Annotated in this window: 15 protein-coding genes; 10 read left to right on the plus strand and 5 right to left on the minus strand. The window is 38.6% G+C overall.

The window, feature by feature from the left end:
• Nucleotides 1-79: 79 nt before the first annotated feature.
• Nucleotides 80-2,191 (plus strand): TonB-dependent siderophore receptor, encoded by a 2,112-nt coding sequence (locus PMAN_RS06570; protein WP_010556489.1) that lies wholly within the window; start codon nucleotides 80-82, stop codon nucleotides 2,189-2,191.
• Between the two features lie 83 nt (nucleotides 2,192-2,274).
• Here the strand turns inward: PMAN_RS06570 and PMAN_RS06575 are convergent, their stop codons facing one another.
• Together PMAN_RS06575 and msrA are read right to left on the minus strand one after the other, a co-directional pair.
• Nucleotides 2,275-3,189, minus strand: coding sequence for a 2OG-Fe(II) oxygenase family protein (locus PMAN_RS06575; RefSeq protein ID WP_010556490.1), 915 nt, complete (start codon nucleotides 3,187-3,189; stop codon nucleotides 2,275-2,277).
• A 174-nt stretch (nucleotides 3,190-3,363) separates the two neighbouring features.
• Complete coding sequence (gene msrA / locus PMAN_RS06580; RefSeq protein WP_010556491.1) at nucleotides 3,364-3,963, minus strand: peptide-methionine (S)-S-oxide reductase MsrA; 600 nt, start codon at nucleotides 3,961-3,963, stop codon at nucleotides 3,364-3,366.
• A 226-nt stretch (nucleotides 3,964-4,189) separates the two neighbouring features.
• On the opposite strand from msrA, the gene PMAN_RS06585 reads away from it, so the two are divergent.
• A complete protein-coding gene (locus PMAN_RS06585; RefSeq protein WP_010556492.1) occupies nucleotides 4,190-4,384 on the plus strand; it encodes a CPXCG motif-containing cysteine-rich protein in 195 nt (64 codons plus the stop codon).
• A gap of 57 nt (nucleotides 4,385-4,441) precedes the next feature.
• On the opposite strand, the gene PMAN_RS06590 is transcribed toward PMAN_RS06585, so the two are convergent.
• Nucleotides 4,442-4,642, minus strand: a complete 201-nt coding sequence (locus PMAN_RS06590) for a hypothetical protein (protein ID WP_006792973.1) — start codon at nucleotides 4,640-4,642, stop codon at nucleotides 4,442-4,444.
• Between the two features lie 91 nt (nucleotides 4,643-4,733).
• Between PMAN_RS06590 and PMAN_RS06595 the strand changes: the two genes are divergently transcribed.
• Nucleotides 4,734-5,222, plus strand: a complete 489-nt coding sequence (locus tag PMAN_RS06595; RefSeq protein WP_010556493.1) for a GNAT family N-acetyltransferase — start codon at nucleotides 4,734-4,736, stop codon at nucleotides 5,220-5,222.
• Nucleotides 5,223-5,237: 15 nt separating this feature from the next.
• Nucleotides 5,238-6,119, plus strand: coding sequence for an alpha/beta hydrolase (locus PMAN_RS06600; RefSeq protein WP_010556494.1), 882 nt, complete (start codon nucleotides 5,238-5,240; stop codon nucleotides 6,117-6,119).
• Nucleotides 6,120-6,329: 210 nt separating this feature from the next.
• On the opposite strand, the gene PMAN_RS06605 is transcribed toward PMAN_RS06600, so the two are convergent.
• On the minus strand, nucleotides 6,330-7,538 hold the full coding sequence (locus PMAN_RS06605) for a porin (protein ID WP_010556495.1): 1,209 nt from the start codon (nucleotides 7,536-7,538) through the stop codon (nucleotides 6,330-6,332).
• Between the two features lie 517 nt (nucleotides 7,539-8,055).
• Between PMAN_RS06605 and PMAN_RS06610 the strand changes: the two genes are divergently transcribed.
• From PMAN_RS06610 to PMAN_RS06630, 5 genes are all read left to right on the plus strand, one after another.
• Nucleotides 8,056-9,645: an ABC-F family ATPase gene (locus PMAN_RS06610; protein ID WP_168371069.1), complete on the plus strand. Its 1,590-nt coding sequence runs from the start codon at nucleotides 8,056-8,058 to the stop codon at nucleotides 9,643-9,645.
• A gap of 205 nt (nucleotides 9,646-9,850) precedes the next feature.
• Complete coding sequence (purE, locus tag PMAN_RS06615) at nucleotides 9,851-10,333, plus strand: 5-(carboxyamino)imidazole ribonucleotide mutase (protein ID WP_006792966.1); 483 nt, start codon at nucleotides 9,851-9,853, stop codon at nucleotides 10,331-10,333.
• A 2-nt stretch (nucleotides 10,334-10,335) separates the two neighbouring features.
• Entirely contained in the window at nucleotides 10,336-11,484 is a 1,149-nt protein-coding gene (locus PMAN_RS06620; protein WP_010556497.1) for a 5-(carboxyamino)imidazole ribonucleotide synthase, read from the plus strand.
• A 261-nt stretch (nucleotides 11,485-11,745) separates the two neighbouring features.
• Nucleotides 11,746-12,909: an endonuclease/exonuclease/phosphatase family protein gene (locus PMAN_RS06625; protein ID WP_010556498.1), complete on the plus strand. Its 1,164-nt coding sequence runs from the start codon at nucleotides 11,746-11,748 to the stop codon at nucleotides 12,907-12,909.
• Nucleotides 12,910-13,028: 119 nt separating this feature from the next.
• Nucleotides 13,029-15,530 carry a S9 family peptidase gene (locus PMAN_RS06630; RefSeq protein WP_010556499.1) on the plus strand — a complete coding sequence of 834 codons (2,502 nt, stop codon included), beginning with the start codon at nucleotides 13,029-13,031 and terminating at the stop codon, nucleotides 15,528-15,530.
• A gap of 44 nt (nucleotides 15,531-15,574) precedes the next feature.
• On the opposite strand, the gene rrtA is transcribed toward PMAN_RS06630, so the two are convergent.
• Nucleotides 15,575-16,198: a rhombosortase gene (rrtA, locus tag PMAN_RS06635; RefSeq protein ID WP_010556500.1), complete on the minus strand. Its 624-nt coding sequence runs from the start codon at nucleotides 16,196-16,198 to the stop codon at nucleotides 15,575-15,577.
• A 64-nt stretch (nucleotides 16,199-16,262) separates the two neighbouring features.
• On the opposite strand from rrtA, the gene ggt reads away from it, so the two are divergent.
• Entirely contained in the window at nucleotides 16,263-18,041 is a 1,779-nt protein-coding gene (gene ggt, locus PMAN_RS06640) for a gamma-glutamyltransferase (RefSeq protein ID WP_010556501.1), read from the plus strand.
• Nucleotides 18,042-18,171: the final 130 nt, after the last annotated feature.

Raw genomic sequence — 18,171 nt, forward strand, 5'->3', positions numbered from 1 at the left:
CAACGCTAAACGTACCTGTTTAGCGCGATTAAAATTACTACACAACTATAAAATACTTACATTACTCACAAGGTTCACAATGAAAACCAATTCAAAAGGGCTTAAGCTCACCTATTTAAGTACTTGCTTAGTAGGCTTATTTAGCAGCCTCGTTATGGCCGCTGAGCAAAACCAGCAAAGTAAAAGCGTAAAGGATGACGCAATTGAAAAAGTAACCGTTGTTGCATCTCGCCAGGCTTATCAAGGTAACTTTAGCCCTTTAGAAACACCTCAGTCAGAGCTTAAAATTGATTTAGAAGCCCTTGAAAACGCAGGCGCAGTAAGCCTTGACCAAGCGCTTGATTTATCAGCCTCGGTTGCGCGCCAAAACAACTTTGGTGGGCTGTGGAATAGCTTTTCGTTACGTGGCTTTGTAGGTGACGAAAACCTGCCAAGTAATTACTTAGTAAATGGCTTTAATGCAGGACGTGGTTTTGGTGGCTCACGTGATTTGTCGGGTATTGAGTCGGTAGAGGTTTTAAAAGGTCCGCGCGCGGCTTTATTTGGCCGTGGTGAACCAGGTGGCACCGTAAACTTAGTTACTAAACGCCCAACGTTTGACACCGCAGGCGAAATTAAGCTCTCTGTAGGTAGTTTTGATACTTACCGCGCCGATGTTGATTACACCACGGCGCTTAGCGACGACGTAGCAATTAGACTGGTTGGTTTTTACGAAGACGCCGAAAGCTTTAGAGATACCATAGAAACCACTAAACAAGGCTTTAGCCCGTCAATAGTGTGGAATATGAATAATAACAGCCAACTAATATACGAGCTTGAATATAGCGACCAAGAGGTACCGTTTGATAGAGGTGTATTAGCGATAGATGGCGAGCTTGGCCTTATACCTGAAAGCCGCTTTTTAGGTGAGCCGGGCGATGGCCCAATTGAAGCCGATGTATTGGGGCACCAGTTAGAGTATATTCATGACTTTGATGATAACTGGAGCATTTTATTTGGTGCAAACTACCGCGATACTTCTTTAGAGGGCTTTGCAACCGAAACCGGTTTTGGTGGTGTAGTAGGTGGCGAAGTAAATCGCTTTAGACGCTATCGGGATTACGATTCTACTTATCAAGTACTAAGAGCTGAAGTGAGCGGTAACGTTAACGTAGCAGGCTTTGAAAATCGTTTAATAATAGGTATAGATGCCGATAAATTTGAAAATGATCAATTTGCACTGCGTGTACGTGGCGATCAATACATTAATGTATTTAACCCTGTTTACGGCGCGTATGAATTACCAACGCCAACATCAAATACTGACCGCGTAGAAATTCAAGAATCGGTAGGGGTATTCATTCAAGACCAAATAAGCCTAACCGATAAGTTAGATATACGTATTGGTGCACGTTTTGATGATTACGAGCAGCGCTTAAATAACCGCCTAGCTAACACTAACACTAAACAAACTGAGTCACGCGTGAGCCCGCAGTTTGGTGTGATTTATGAAGCAAGCGATTATGTATCTGTTTATGGTGCTTACGGTGAGAACTTCCGTCCGCTTTCGGGGGCCGATGCTAATGGCAATGGTTTTGAACCAAACCAATCTAGCTCTGCAGAGGTGGGTGTTAATTTTACATTAAACGATGGCGCATTATTTGGTACTGTTGCTGTGTTTAAAGTACAGCAAGACAACATGCTAGTAGTAGACGATGCAACAGCGTTTACTTACGCAGCCATTGGGGAAGCACAAAGTAAAGGCATAGAAATAGACCTAACGGGCGAGCTTACCGATACGCTTGAAGTTTGGGCGTCGTATGCGTACGTTGATGCAACAATCGAAAACTCATTTTTTGATGCTAACTTTGGTTACACAGTAGAAGCGGGTGCATCACTATTAAACGTGCCTGAGCAACAGCTTAGTTTACAGTTAATGCAATCTACAGTGCTCTACGGTAAAGCCATTAAGTTTGGTGGTGGTTTATTACATGTGGGCAAGCGTAACGGCTTTTTTGGTACCGACTTTGAGTTACCAAGTTACACAACAGCTCGGTTTTTTGTAAATTACGATGTGACAGACGAAATTGGCATTGCGGCTGAGGTAAATAACCTGTTTGATGAAACGTATTACACAAACTCGTTTGCCGATGCATGGGTACAACCTGGTACACCAAGAAACGTTAAGTTTTCTGCATCATATAAATTTTAAATTTACGTAAGTCATACAATGAAAAGGCTGCTTTTGTTAGCAGCCTTATATACAGTTAGTTTCTCTTTCAATAGTATTAAATACTAAAAGGGTACATAACCGTCAGGTATTGATTGTGGCGTTGTCCAACGCTCTTTTGCATCTATATGATTACGTTGTGTACCATGGGCTGGTAAGCGGCCTCGGTCACCAAATAACCACATTACAAAATTTGTTCTATCACCTGTTAGGATAGGTTTAGCAGCATGAGCAACATTGCCTCTGTGTATCATCGCACAACCCGGCTTAAAACTGAGCTGAGTGACTTTACCTGTTTGTTGGTCATAAAAGTCGAGTTCTGATCCTGTAAATTTTTCTTCAGGTAAATTTAAATTAATATTTAACGTGACCGCTGACGCATCGGTATGTGGGCGAATAGACGCATCTGTGTTGGGATCGTAGTAAATAGAAAACCCAAATGTTTGCGTGTCATAACCCATAATCTCAGGGAACAATAAGCGAGAAATGGGTCTCATATAATTGTTTAAGATCTCATTGTAAAATGCCTGAAAATTTGGCGCTGCTAAATAACCACTTGAACGCTTATCAAGCATTACGCCACGTCTGTTTAATACAATTCCGTATGGTGGGCGCATAGGGATACCAGAGCTCCACACTTGCTCAAGGTAACCGCGTAAATCAGATAGACGCTCTGGGTCAAAAAATTGAAACTCGTACACATCTGTTGCTACTTCTTTAAGAAGCGATTTTACCAAATGTTCTTTAGTAGGATCTTGCCAAGCTTTAGTAATCGCTTCGCGTAAGTTTTTATCAAGCAAAGAATCATCGAGTGTAAAAGCTGATTGATTAAGTTCGCTTAGTTCCCATTCACTCCAAGCATTTGTTATTAATTCGTTATTGTTTGACCAAAACTGTTGAACTGAATGCTCACGGTTTAACATAGCTTGACGTGTTGGTAAATCAAGTGCTCTGGCTAGTTGTAATTGATTAGTTTTCATATTGTGTCACTCCAGTTATTGAATACAGGTTTAACAATCTAGGAGTCTATTTTATTGGTGTAATTAAAATTAATAAATATCACTTTATAGTAAACAGTATATATAAAAAATTAATAATAGAGGAGCGTTAGCTTGAAAGGCTACACAAAATGCAGCCTGATTTAACAGCAGCTATTAATGGGTGACTCTGTCGCCCCATATATCTTCAAGACGGCTGTCGCGACCACATCGCCAACGATATGTGTTGTAGCGAAAAGGATTATTTTTATAATAATCCTGATGGTAGCTTTCTTTTCCTTTAATGGGATAAAAGGTGGAGGCGTTTAGTATAGGCGTTACTACTGTTTGATTAGGAAACTCATTCACAACGGCCTGTTTGGTTTGTTCAGCTATTTTACGTTCTTGCTCGTTAGCTACAAAAATTGCGCTTAAATAGCTAGGGCCTTTATCACAAAATTGGCCTTTTGCATCAAAGGGATCAATATTCACCCAATAGTGATCAAGTATGCCTTTGTAGCTGACTACTTGCGGGTCGTAAGTAATTTGTACTGCCTCGTAATGGCCTTTGTGGTTACCACTGTAGGTTGGATTTTTAATCTTACCGCCTGTGAAGCCTGATATTACATCTTTTACACCTTCAAGCTTTTCAAAGTCGCTTTCCATACACCAAAAACACCCACCGGCTAAAACCGCTTTTTCGGTTTTTGCAGCATGAGTAAAAGTGCTAAACAAAATTGCGGCAGATGTTAATGCAAGCGTAAGTGATTTTTTCATATAATAATCTACCTCTAGTATGAGTTTAAATACATATTCTTTATAGCTAGACCTGCTAACTGTTATTACTATTTCATTGCTTTAGCAGGCTAGGTGCAAAGTAATGTACGTAATACTTTGTAATTAAAGCCACATTTTGAATAAGTAACCCACATAACACTATGTTGTATTTTTAAAGCGTGTTTATTAAAGTGGAAACATTGATGAATAAATTAGCAGGTGTTAAATGAACCAGTTAACCGAAAAATCGATAAACTGCCCGTATTGCGGCGAAAGCATTGATGTATTACTTGATGCAGCTGACATTGATGAACAATATATAGAAGACTGCCAAGTATGCTGTAAACCAATTACATTTGTCGTTTTTGAACATGATGATGATTTGAACGTAAACGTTTACGATGAAGACGATACATTTTAAATTGGCGCAAATTATAAAAAAGGCTGCATAACTGCAGCCTTTTTTAATGATGGAGCGTTAGCTATTTTGTTCTCGAGCTAGCTGGTTAGGGAGTAGCTCTTCAATAATTTCACGTGCTGGTAATGTGTAACGTGTGCCATCAAACATGACTGAGGTAAACTCATTTATATTAGTAATGCCGGTTAGGGTCCAACCTTCACCACGTTTAGGGCAGTAAACTGTTGTTGTTGGTTGTATCACTTTAAAGTCGTCACTCATGCTTGGCTGCTCTCAATTTAATGCTTGTTTATACGTTATGGTAAGTTAATAATACGCGTTCATAAAGTGCTATTTAATTTTGTATTACAACATGTATAAAAATTTGGCTACACCTCGTGTCACGCTTCAGTTAATATCCCATAAAGATGCTGCCAGTATGCATGCTATTTTAAATAATCCTCTTGTTAGCCAGTTTAATGACTACACAACACCCCTTAGCAAAAGTGATATTAAACAATTAATACAAAATGATATTAGCGGCTATTATGAGGGAGAAGTTATACGCTTTACGATTACTCAGAATACCCTCAATAAAGTAATTGGTAGTTGTGGTTTGTATAAAATTAATAAAGAAGCAAGAACCGCATTTTTGGGTTTTGAATTAGATCCTGAATTTTGGCAACAGGGCTACATGAAAGAAACGCTGCAAACTTTAATCCCAAAACTTGTTATGCATTACGAGTTAATTACGCTTTACGCAGAGGTTAACAAAGCTAATACAGCTTCGTGCAAGTTGCTTGAGGGACTAGGGTTTACTAATAACGAAAATATTTGGTTTTGTAGTCTTAAAAATAATTAGTAAAAAGAGAGATACATGTCGTTAAAAATTAATAAAAACTATCTAATTAACCTCGTATTAGCTGTCATTACGTTAAGCTTACTTATTTTAGGCGGCCGCTACTACAATCATTATGTATCGGCTTATACAGACATTAAACTTGATTCAAAAATTTTAAATGAATCGCGTAAGGTATTTATTAGGCTACCCGTTAACTACGATACCAATAAAGTTTATTCGTTAATAATAAAAACCGACGGTAACTTTAACCTAGATACGTGGAATGAAACATTAGCGTCATTCTCAAACAAAGGACAGGCCGAGCAAGCTATATTGGTATCAATCCCTAACTTGTTTTTTACGGCTACTCGAAATCGTGATTTGGTACCTCCTTATGCTCGCCAAGACGTTAATACCCAAGCGCCTGCAACAAACAATATAGAACCCAACGGAGAAGCAGATAAGTTTTTACAGTTTATAGAGTTAGAATTATTACCTTATTTGACTAATCGATTTAAATTAAACAATAACCGTATTTTAAGTGGGTTTTCTGCTGGTGGCAGTTTTGTGTTATATACACTTCATACTAAACCGGATCTGTTTAATGGCTATTTTGCGTTTAGTCCTGCCGCCTGGTATGACGATATGACGGTAGTAAACAAAGTTGACTCGTTTTTACAGGCGTCGAATAAAAGGTTTAAAAAGCCAACGTATTTGTTTTTATCGGTAGGAGAGGAAGAGCATCCGCTTATGTTGGAGGCGTATAGTAATTTAGAGCAAGCATTAAAGGCCAGCCCTAACGAGCACTTAAAGTGGGAATCTGTTATTAATCCCAATGCGGAACATAACGATAATCCAAGACTAAGTGTTGCAGATGCGTTAGGTGGATATCAAAAGTTTTTAAATAAAAGGCCTTAATATGTTGCTAAACCAAACGTTGTCAACAACCTACAAAATATATATACAGGTTTGCTTTAAGTAACTTTATGAAAACCCCATAAAGAACACATCATACAATATATGATAATAACTAATCTTAGCAAGTGATTATATATTAGAAATAATAAGCAAGAGTGAGGTTAGGGCACAGCGCCCTAAGTCACTAGAGCGCAAAAGGGTAACTGCTTTCTACAATTGATATCTAAATCCAAATGCGATGCCGTCATCTTCTGACTGCTCCATTTGTGCTTGCTGATCTTTATCATTGCTTTCAAAGTCACTAAAATCTTTACGTGCTTCTATATACGCAATTGTGTCTTCGTCAATTAAATAATGAAGACCAATAACAGCAAATTGACGTTTAAATACATCGTTCGGATCGGTATTAAAGTTTGGCTGAATAACGTAATCATTGCCTGCATCAAATACGTTGTAGGCAATAAAAGGGCGAAAATCGTTATCAAAGCGGTACGATGCAAATGTTTCTATACCTATTGCGTCTTTAATTAAGCGACCCAGATTATCGGTGTCATGATTTTTGTTTTTATTAATATTAGCTGCAAAATAAAGACCTTTTTGATCTACGCGACCCCACATAATGCCTGCACCATATATTAGGTCTTCAACATTTTGTGTGGTGCCATCACCGTAAGTCAAATCAAACTCGCCTCGGTTTACACCAGCTGTAAGCGTTATCATGTCAGTAGGGGTATAAGTAACCGAAGCACCAAATGTGTAGTTAAATTCTACTTGTTGGGCAGCTGTATCGCCTGCATTCCAAAGCGTTTCGCATTCTTGTTCTGTAATGTCACTAACGTCACAGGTATAAAACTCGCTGTTTTTGAGCTGTGCTTGCAGTGTAAAACTTAAGTCATTGTAGCTATTACGATATTGAATAAGTTTATCGCCTCGGCCCGTACCGTTTACTGCGCCATCGTCCTTGTTATAGGTATAAACACCCGCTGCATTACCATCCCATACAAAGCTGTTATTTGTACTATAAACAACGTCGTACCATGCACCCCATTGCTTACCAATTGTAATTTGCCCGTATTTATCATGCGAGAGGCCGGCATAGCCTAAACGGTTATATAAAAATTCATCCTGGATTGATTCAAAGCGATTGTTGTAAATAATATCGCTACTACCTACAGGGTTTACACCCCATTCAACTAGTCCTAAGGCTTTCCAGCCTTGCTTAAGTTTTCGATCAATTTTAAAATTTATACGTGATGTACCGTTCACGACTTCAGTTTGGTTTTGCGTATTTATTACTCTTACGTCTATAAAACCACCCACACTCATTGAATTGCGCTCGTCCGTGTATATGTTTACTTCAGAGAATACTGAAGGGCTAACTATTATTGCTACTAGCATTGATGTTAGTTTCAATTTCATTGTGTGTTTCCTTGTTTGCGATGTGGTTAATCATAAGTGCAGGGCACACTAGCAAACACCTTTGTTTGTCAAAAGTGAAAAAACATCATCGAAATTTTTACATAATAGGTAGACATTCACGCTGAGTTAATTGTGTTTTTAAGTTGTTATGAATGTGTATTTTTATAGTAAATACACAAGTGGTTTGAAAATTTACAACCTTAAAAACATTTAATTATTGTGATGATTTTTCAAGTTAGCTATTAATTATGTTTCTAGTATAAAAACTCTAATTCTTATGTTTTTCAATTAAATAGCATAACCTTACTTAATTTTTAAAAATTTATATGAGCATGGCTATTTAGCCTTAAATTTAATATTAACAATGAGGTAAATACCAAAATAAAATAAGAAATCTATACTCTTAATCATTAAGTTTTGGTGCTTGGTAAGTTTGATTTGTGATAGAAAAATAGGCCATTTTGGTTTAAACTGCGCGCAATTTAAATACATCCTGTCTCCCTTGGAGGGTAGCGCTATTATTAGTACAGCTAACATCACCATGCAATTTGGTGCTAAACCGTTATTTGAAAATATCTCAGCAAAATTTGGCGAAGGAAACCGTTACGGTTTAATTGGTGCAAATGGTTGTGGTAAATCAACATTTATGAAAATACTCAGTGGTGAACTAGAGCCATCTTCGGGTAACGTAAGCACTGATCCAAATGAGCGTGTTGCTAAACTAAATCAAGACCAGTTTGCTTACGAAGAATACTCTGTAATTGATACTGTGATCATGGGTCACAAAGAGTTATGGGCTATTAAACAAGAACGTGATCGTATTTATTCTTTACCTGAAATGAGTGAAGAAGACGGTATGAAAGTAGCCGATCTTGAAACTGAATTTGCTGAAATGGATGGTTACTCAGCCGAGTCTAAAGCGGGTGAGCTTTTATTAGGTGTTGGTATTGCTACTGAGCAGCACTATGGTCCTATGTCAGAAATTGCACCGGGTTTTAAACTTCGAGTGTTACTTGCACAGGTTCTGTTTTCTGACCCTGATATTATGCTACTTGATGAGCCTACCAATAACTTGGACATATACACTATCAAGTGGTTAGAAGATGTATTGAATCAACGCGATTGTACTATGATCATCATTTCGCATGACCGTCACTTCTTAAACTCTGTTTGTACACACATGGCCGACATAGATTACGGTGAGCTACGCATTTATCCTGGTAACTACGACGAATACATGTTTGCTGCAACGCAAGCTCGTGAACGCCTATTAAGTGAAAATGCCAAGAAGAAAAGTCAAATTGCCGAACTCCAGCAGTTTGTATCACGCTTCTCGGCTAATGCTTCAAAAGCTAAGCAAGCCACATCGCGTGCCAAGCGTATCGACAAAATTCAGTTAGACGAAGTAAAAGCATCATCTCGTCAAACACCGTTTATTCGTTTTGACCAAGAAAAACAGCTGTTCCGTAACGCGCTAGAAATGACAAGTATTAGCCAAGGCTTTGAAGACAATACTTTATTCTCAGGCCTTGAAGGTTTAGTAGAAGTTGGCGAGCGTATTGCCATAATTGGTGAAAACGGCGTAGGTAAAACAACGTTACTTAACACGTTAGCAGGTAAACTTACACCACAGGCAGGTGAATTTAAGTGGTCTGAAAACGCTAACATTGGCTACTATGCGCAAGACCACGCTGACGAATTCGAAAAAGACATGAATTTGTTTGAGTGGATGGAGCAATGGCAGCAAGAAGGCGACGACGAGCAAGTTGTTCGCAGCTTTTTAGGTCGTATGTTGTTCTCACAGAACGATATTAAAAAGTCGGTAAAAGTAATATCAGGTGGTGAGCAGGGCCGTATGTTGTTTGGCAAAATTATGATGCATAAACCAAACATACTTTTAATGGATGAGCCAACCAACCACATGGATATGGAATCGATTGAAGCACTAAACTTAGCGCTTGAAGCATACGAAGGCACTTTACTTTTTGTATCGCATGACCGCCAGTTTGTCTCTTCTGTTGCAACCCGTATATGGGAAATAAAAGACGGTAAAATAATCGACTTTAGAGGTAATTACTCTGAGTACCTAGCAAGTAAAGAAGCGTAATTGCGTTGTAATTTTAGATTTACAAAAGGCCATGTTTAACATGGCTTTTTTTGTTTTTGTTGCGTGTTAATTATTTATAAAAAATTAGCCTTTAATCTTCATTTAATACCATTCGAACCTCGCAAATTAAACGTGTTTGGGTATAATACCCGCCTAAAACCGGACATAAGTCCGCTATTTTAAAATACATTACTGAGGAGTATTTATGACTGTTGGCATTATTATGGGTTCTAAGTCAGATTGGCCAACCATGGAACACGCTGCACTGATGCTAGAGCAGTTTGGTATTAAGTACGAAACCAAAGTTGTATCTGCACACCGCACTCCTCAATTACTTGCTGATTATGCAAGCTCTGCTGCAGAACGTGGAATTAAAGTTATTATTGCCGGCGCAGGTGGCGCAGCCCATTTACCGGGTATGGCAGCGGCTTTTACATCTGTTCCTGTTTTAGGCGTTCCTGTGAAATCAAAGGCATTAAATGGTGTTGATTCTCTATTGTCAATTTGCCAAATGCCAAAAGGGGTAGCAGTAGGTACCTTAGCAATTGGTGAACCAGGCGCTGCAAACGCAGGCTTATTAGCCGCACAAATTTTAGGGTGCCATAACCCCGACATTTTTGAAAAAATCGAAGCGTTTCGTAAAAATCAAACAGACACAATATTAGCCAACCCAAACCCTGCAGAGTAACAATGAATATTTTAATTTTAGGTGCAGGACAACTTGCACGTATGATGAGCCTTGCAGGCGCACCGCTTAATTTGAATGTAGTTGCCTACGATGTGGGAACTAAACAAATTAAGCACCCGCTAACGGGTGAGATTTACACAACTACACTTGAACAAGCAATTAGAGACGCTGATGCAATCACGGCAGAATTTGAGCACATTCCTGATGATGTATTAACGCTATGCTGCAACAGTAATAAGTTTTATCCGGGTAAAGCTGCAATTAAAACGGGTGGCGATAGAGCACTAGAAAAAGCGTTACTTAACAAAACCGGTGTTGAATGCGCGCCTTATCAGTTAATTACAGAAAAAGTACATTTGGAGTTGGCCGCTAAAAACCTGGGTAAGCCACTTGTTATAAAAACCTGCCAAGCAGGATACGATGGTAAAGGGCAGTGGCGTTTAAAATCTGATGATCAAATTGATGAAATTTGGTCTGAAATGGCTGAGTTTATAGCATCGGGAACACTAGATGCGCCGCATACTATTATTGCTGAAAAAATGATCCCGTTTGACCGAGAAGTGTCGATTATTGGTGCACGAGATAAGCACGGTAATGTTGCAATTTACCCATTAACAGAAAACGAACACACCAATGGTGTGTTAACACTTTCGGTTGCGGGTAAAAATAACCAAAATGTTGAAGCTCAAGCAAACGATGCATTTACAAAAATTGCAAACGAACTTAACTATGTAGGTGTATTGGCCATAGAGTTTTTTGATGTAATGGGCACACTATTAGTTAATGAAATTGCACCGCGTGTACATAACTCAGGTCATTGGACTCAGCAAGGTTGCCATTGTTCGCAATTTGAAAATCATATGCGTGCCGTTGCAGGTTTACCACTTGGTAATACTGAGCTTAAACATATTACAGCCATGATCAATGTACTAGGACAAGCAAGCATCCCTGCTGAGGTTCTTACATTACCTGATGTGACAAGTCATTGGTACGGTAAAACGGCTAAGCCAGGTCGTAAAATGGGTCATATAAATGTATCGGCTCATAATATGAATGATCTGTCAGATAAGTTAAGCCAATTAACTGATTATTTACCAGAACACGATTACCCGGGAATTTTAAAAACGGCAGAAAAGCTTATTCTAGGTTAGGATTGGTTTTTTTTATGGCTAAAGCTATATGGTCCAGTAGGTTATGATTAGGGAAGCCTTATTACTGTTTTGCTTATGGATGTTATTTAGGGATTGAGCAGGTCTTAGAAGCAGTTACTGTCCGACTAGTTCAAAACTTAGCGAATACAAACAATGAAATAATAAAAGCCGAGTAAACTCGGCTTTTTTTTGCCTGAAAAAACAAAAACAGGTTACATTATTAAATAATCAAAATTACTTTTTTATAAGTAGGATAATTAAATGAAATTTGATCTAACGTTTGGTGCGTTGCTAACAGCTGCTTCATTGAGTCTCAATGCGTACGCAACCGATACAATTCGTGTTGCAACGTTTAATGTAAGTATGGATGCCACAAATTACACTGCCAAAGGCGAGCCTATTAAAAGTGATGCCTTAGTCAAAGCGCTTACCTCAAACACACAACAGATTAAAAATATTGCAGAAATTATTCAGCGCGTTCGCCCTGATATTATTTTACTTAACGAGTTTGACTTTGTTCCTAAAGAAAAAGGTATTGATTACTTTAAAACGCATTACTTAACCGTAAGCCAAAACGAGCAAAACGCCATAGACTATCCTTATACTTATATAGCCCCCGTCAATACAGGCCTTGCGACAGAGTTTGACCTAGATAACGATGGTAAAAAAAGTAAAGTAATGGGTGATGCCCAAGGCTTTGGCTTTTTTGAAGGGCATTATGGTATGGCCATATTATCGAAATACCCAATCGATTTTGACAAAATCAGAACGCTTCAAACCTTTAAATACAAAGATATGCCCAATGCAAAAATGCCGTTAATGCCAAAAACAGGCGAGAATTGGTATAACGCTAAAGAGTGGCAAGCGCTTAGGTTAAGTTCTAAATCGTTTTGGGATGTCCCCGTTGTTATTGACAATAAAGCAGTGCATGTATTGGCGTCTCACCCTACGCCTCCCGTGTTTGACGGCGAAGAAGATAGAAATGGTAAACGTAATCATGACGAAATTAGATTAATTGCCGACTACGTAGCCAATGCAGAGTACCTATATGATGATAATGGCAACAAAGGTGGGCTAGATGCTCAGTCGCGTTTTGTTATTTTAGGGGATTTAAACGCAGCAGCAGAAGGTGATAAAGCGCGTTTAGAAACAACAGATCAATTGCTAAAAAATCCATTAATTAATGCACAGTTTGTACCTAAAAGTGCAGGCGCTAAACAGCAATATGAACTTGCCTATGCACAACACTTTACTGCCAATTGGCAAGCACGAGTAGACTATGTATTGCCATCAACTTACGGTTTAGATATTAAAGAAGGCGGGGTATTTTGGCCTGTTGAATCAAACGAACAGTATCGCTTAATTAAAGATAGAAGTGCATCAAGCGATCATCGCCTAGTATGGTTAGATTTAGTGATTAAATAATTAAGGCTTAAGTAAACTGAGCTTTACCCTGTTAAATGGCTATTTATCTTAAAAAATTGCATTAACTTTAGTGCTTCTGCTTAAATAGCCGTTAATTATAATAACGGTATAGAAGCACTATGATTTTTAATTTTTCTTCATCTAAAACGTTAGTAGCATTAGCTGTTGCCTCAAGCGTAATGCTTGCGGGTTGTAGTGCAACTGCAAACACAGCCTCTACAAATAATGCTTTGGAAAAAAACAAAGTTGAAGCGGTGGTTAGTACACCTGCCGATGTTGGTTCAGAAAAAATAACTTTAAAACAAGCAATGGCCGATCCTGATTGGATAGGCAACCAACCACAAAATGCCTTTTGGGCTGCTGATTCAGCAACAATTATTTATGCTCAAAAGCAACAAGGTAGCACATTACGTGACTTATTTAGCCAGTCTGTAACGTCGCAAACCGCAGAACAAATAGCATTAAATAAACTACATACACTGGGTGCTAGAAACGCGGTTTATTCAAACGACAAGGCTCTGCAAGCCTACGTTTTTAAAGGCAATGTGTTTGTAAAAAATATTAAAACTAACACACTGCGCCAAATAACCCATAGCACAGCTAACGAATCTAATCCGCAGTTTTTAAACGATGGTACATTGGCTTATCGCCAAGGTAATATGTTTTTTAAAGTTGATTTAGTAACGGGGTTAACACAAGAAATTGCTAACCTAAAACTTGCTGATAAACCAAAAGGAATTAGCGAGCCAAGTTCGTACATTGCAAAAGAGCAGCATAAGCTCATTGAATACATAGCCCTTGAGCACAAAAATAAAAAAGACCAACACGCACGTAACGCGCAAATAAACGAACTAAATACCTCTGTAGCAAATACAAGTTACTATTTAGGCAAAGGTAATAAAGTTGATAACGTAGAACTTTCACCCAATGGAGATGCGTTACTAGTTGTCGTAAAAAAACAATCAAGTTGGCGAAGTGACACCGATATAATGCCACATTATGTGACTGACGACGCCACCATAGCACCTAAAAAAGTGCGCCGTCGTATAGCTGATGCAAAAGAAGAAACATCGCAAGTTATCTACATTAATTTAAATGATAAAACACAAAACACACTAGCGTTTGATTCGCTGCCAGGTTTTGATCAAGATGTATTAGCAAGTGTAAAACAAGAAAATTATGCACGATTAGGTAAAACCTACGAATCAAAAAACTCACCACGCGCTATTAACTTGATCACAAATTGGGGATTAGGACAAAGCCCAATAGTTTGGAATAACGATGGTTCGCAAGTTGCTATTATGCTTGAAGCGTGGGACAACAAAGATCGCTGGATTGCGACCGTAGATTTTGAAAACAATAAACTGGTGTCGCAGCATCGTTTACATGACGACGCATGGATCGCTTATGCATTTAATAATTTTGGCTGGTTGAATAACGAAAACACGCTTTATTACCTTTCAGAAGAGTCCGGGTACAGCCAGCTTTATAAAAAAACATTAAACGGTAACGCCGTTGCGTTAACTCAGGGTGAGTTTGAGGTATCAAACCCAACAGTTACAAGCGATGATTCTGCTATTTATTACAAAGCTAATGTTGAACACCCTGGTCTATACGAAATTTTCCGTGTAAATCCACAAACAGCTAAAAGTGAAAAAATTACTGATCTAAATGGCATGACCGACTACACGTTAAGTCCAGATGAAGAAAAATTACTGCTTGTTCATTCAAAAATTACTATGCCTAGCGAGCTATATATTGCGGATGCTAAAGCAAATGCAACGCCAACACGTTTAACTAATACAGTATCAAGCGCTTTTTTAGCTAAAAAATTAACTGCACCGAAAATAGTTGCAGTGCCGTCTAGCCATACTGATGCGCCAATATATGCCAAGGTATACTACCCAGCTGATTACGTAGAAGGCGAAGGTGGTAAAACTCGTAAAGCGGTTATTTTTAATCACGGTGCAGGTTACTTACAAAACTCACATATGGGTTGGTCTGTATACTTTAGAGAGTTTATGTTTCATTCATTATTGGCTGATGAAGGTTACGTGGTAATGGATATGGACTACCGTGCATCTAAAGGGTATGGCCGCGACTGGCGTACAGCTATTTATCGTCAAATGGGCACACCAGAAACGCAAGATTTAGCTGATGGTGTTAAATGGATGGCTGAAAATGCTAACGTAGACACGCAAGCGGTAGGGACCTACGGCGGTTCTTATGGTGGTTTTATGACCTTTATGGCATTATTTACTGCACCAGAATTGTTTCAATCAGGTGCAGCACTTCGCCCGGTAACTGATTGGGCACACTACAATACTGCTTATACTGGCAATATTTTAAATCACCCAGATGTAGATCCCATTGCATACGAGCGTAGCTCACCAATTTACTTTGCAGAAGGTTTAAATAAACCACTGTTGATCAATGCACCAATGGTAGACGATAACGTATTTTTTCAAGACTCAGTACGCTTAGTTCAGCGTTTAATTGAGCTTGAAAAAGAAAACTTTGAAACGGCTATCTTCCCAGTTGAACCACATGGTTTTGTGCAACCGTCAAGTTGGTTAGATGAATACCGCCGTATTTATAAACTATTCAAAGACACTCTTTAAATAAACAATGTAAAACGCCACTTTGGTTAAAGTGGCGTTTTTATTTAACCTTCGGCCCTATTTTTATAATATTTAATAACAAGCTCGATGCCTAACAATGATCCACCAATAGCGCCAATTAAATGAGCATCTATTGCAACGGTCGAATTAATAAGCTCGCCAATATCAGCACTTGGACCACTCAATTGCTCATATGCTATTTTTACCCACACACCGATGAATAATAAATACCCCGATTTAAGCCCTTGTGTAATATCTTTTACTGCGCCCCAAATAATAACACCGTGTAACAGCGCGCTTAAACCTGTATAGATATGTATGTCTGGGCAATAAAAATACACGCCTAAACCACACCAAAGCGCTAAAGTGATTGTATTTATAAAGTACCGGGTAGGGGTAGTATACTCACCATGTAATAACCAAATTAAAAAAATCCCGCTTATATTTAACCCCAAATGAGCCCAATTTGCGTGTACAAATTGGCTAGTAAAAATACGCCAAAGCTCACCTTTGTTAACTAATGTTCGGTTAAATTCTAGTAAATTATTTAAATCAAATGCAGCAAAAATAGTGCTAAAAAGTATCAATAATAAAGGTGGTAAAATATAACGAGGCTGTATAGGTAAATTAAGCATTTTATTGTATTTTTTTAGTATTAATTTTTGCATATTGTGCCCGTTTAACTTTAAGATGCCAATTACCTATTGTAATTAAGTGTTTTTAGTATTTTTTATGCATTTTAAACTTAACTCATTATTTGCTATCGGCTTAGGTGTGCTGTCTTTGCCGGTGCTGTCAAAAGAACCCACAAAAGTAGAAGTTCGCGAACCAGAAGCTACCACATCAATTAGTTCTAAGCAGATTGTTGTAGGTGACAAATACATGGTTGCCGCGGCAAATCCGTATGCATCTCAAGCGGGACAGCAAATATTAGCAAAAGGCGGCAGTGCAGTTGATGCAGCAATAGCCACTCAACTTGTTTTAACACTTGTTGAGCCTCAGTCATCGGGTATTGGTGGCGGTACATTTATGATGTACTACAACAAAGAAAATAATAAGTTAACCAGCTTTGATGGAAGAGAAACGGCCCCTAAAAATGCGAATGAAAATTTATTTTTAAATAAGCATGGCAAAGCTGTCAAATGGATTGAAGCCGTTGTAGGCGGTCGTTCTGTAGGCGTACCCGGTGTTCTACATGCCTTTGCAAATGCTCATAAGCACTATGGTTTATTACCTTGGGAACAGCTATTTAAACCGGCTATTGAACTTGCTGAACAAGGGTTTGTTGTATCGCCTCGATTACATGGTTTGTTAGCTCGCCAGCTAAATCCAGGTGTTATGAGTATGCCAGTTATAAATGAATACTTTTACCCAAATGGTAAACTCATTGAGGCCGGTACTGTTAAAAAAAACCAGCCGCTTGCTGATTTATACAAAGCCATTGCTAATGAAGGCATTGATGCGTTTTATAAAGGTGAAAACGCAAAAAAAATGGTAAGTTCGGTACAAAATTCAAAAATTGCACCCGGTAAATTATCTCAGCAAGACCTTGCACAATACAAAAGCAAAGAACGCGATGCTGTTTGTATAAAATACCGTGTTTATAACGTATGTTCTATGGCACCACCAAGTAGTGGCGGTGTGGCTGTTTTACAAATACTAGGGTTACTAGAGCATACAAATATTTCTGCCTTAAAGCCTAACAGCGAACAAGCAATTCACTACTTCAGCCAAGCGTCGCGTATTGCCTTTGCCGATAGAAATGTATACATGGGTGACCCAGATTTTACTGAGGTACCAACTCAAGCGCTATTAAACAAAAGCTACATTAAATCACGCGCAACACTCATAACCGAAAAAGATCAGCATGCAGTTGCCGGCGACCCCGTTAACTACTTAAGTTATGCACAAGATGATTCGTATGAACTCCCTTCAACATCGCATGTCTCTATTGTTGATAGCTTTGGTAATGCAGTATCAATGACCAGCTCAATAGAAATGGCATTTGGTTCTACAGTTATGGTTAATGGTTATATTTTAAATAATCAGTTAACCGATTTCTCACTTTCTCCTCGTAAAAACGGTAAGTTAGTTGCTAATCGTGTAGAGCCAGGAAAACGCCCGCGCAGTTCTATGTCACCGGTTATGGTTTTTAATGAAGATGGTAGCTTACGTTTAGTTGTAGGGTCTCCTGGTGGTAGCCGCATTATTGACTACGTCGCTCAAGTAGTTGTTGGCGTTTTAGACTGGAATCTATCGGTGCAAGAAGCTATTAACTTGCCGCGTACTACTAATCGTAATGATTACACCAGCCTTGAAAAAGGCACCGTTATTGAATCACTTGCACCAGCACTCACTTCACGTGGTCATAAAGTGCGTGTGTTAGACCTAAATTCAGGTTTACATGGCGTTGAAGTGAAAAATAATAAGCTGTATGGCGCAGCCGATCCGCGCCGTGAAGGTGTTGCGTTGTCTGATTTAACTAACAATAACGCCACTTTCAAATTTTAAATTATGTATAATACAAACACGACCTATGTGCGTGTTTGTATTCTCAATGGTCTGACAAGTACTATGTTCATTGCATTTAAATTCTGAGCATTGATAATGACAGATCATAACTTAAGACTCCATTAAAGCC

The sequence above is a fragment of the Pseudoalteromonas marina genome (assembly GCF_000238335.3).
Classification (GTDB): Bacteria; Pseudomonadota; Gammaproteobacteria; order Enterobacterales; family Alteromonadaceae; genus Pseudoalteromonas; species Pseudoalteromonas marina.

Coding starts and splice junctions, on each gene's coding strand:
- PMAN_RS06570 (WP_010556489.1), top strand. CDS start 80: ATGAAAACCAATTCAAAAGGGCTTAAGCTCACCTATTTAAGTACTTGC.
- PMAN_RS06575 (WP_010556490.1), bottom strand. CDS start 3,189: ATGAAAACTAATCAATTACAACTAGCCAGAGCACTTGATTTACCAACA.
- msrA (WP_010556491.1), bottom strand. CDS start 3,963: ATGAAAAAATCACTTACGCTTGCATTAACATCTGCCGCAATTTTGTTT.
- PMAN_RS06585 (WP_010556492.1), top strand. CDS start 4,190: ATGAACCAGTTAACCGAAAAATCGATAAACTGCCCGTATTGCGGCGAA.
- PMAN_RS06590 (WP_006792973.1), bottom strand. CDS start 4,642: ATGAGTGACGACTTTAAAGTGATACAACCAACAACAACAGTTTACTGC.
- PMAN_RS06595 (WP_010556493.1), top strand. CDS start 4,734: ATGTATAAAAATTTGGCTACACCTCGTGTCACGCTTCAGTTAATATCC.
- PMAN_RS06600 (WP_010556494.1), top strand. CDS start 5,238: ATGTCGTTAAAAATTAATAAAAACTATCTAATTAACCTCGTATTAGCT.
- PMAN_RS06605 (WP_010556495.1), bottom strand. CDS start 7,538: ATGAAATTGAAACTAACATCAATGCTAGTAGCAATAATAGTTAGCCCT.
- purE (WP_006792966.1), top strand. CDS start 9,851: ATGACTGTTGGCATTATTATGGGTTCTAAGTCAGATTGGCCAACCATG.
- PMAN_RS06620 (WP_010556497.1), top strand. CDS start 10,336: ATGAATATTTTAATTTTAGGTGCAGGACAACTTGCACGTATGATGAGC.
- PMAN_RS06625 (WP_010556498.1), top strand. CDS start 11,746: ATGAAATTTGATCTAACGTTTGGTGCGTTGCTAACAGCTGCTTCATTG.
- PMAN_RS06630 (WP_010556499.1), top strand. CDS start 13,029: ATGATTTTTAATTTTTCTTCATCTAAAACGTTAGTAGCATTAGCTGTT.
- rrtA (WP_010556500.1), bottom strand. CDS start 16,198: ATGCAAAAATTAATACTAAAAAAATACAATAAAATGCTTAATTTACCT.
- ggt (WP_010556501.1), top strand. CDS start 16,263: ATGCATTTTAAACTTAACTCATTATTTGCTATCGGCTTAGGTGTGCTG.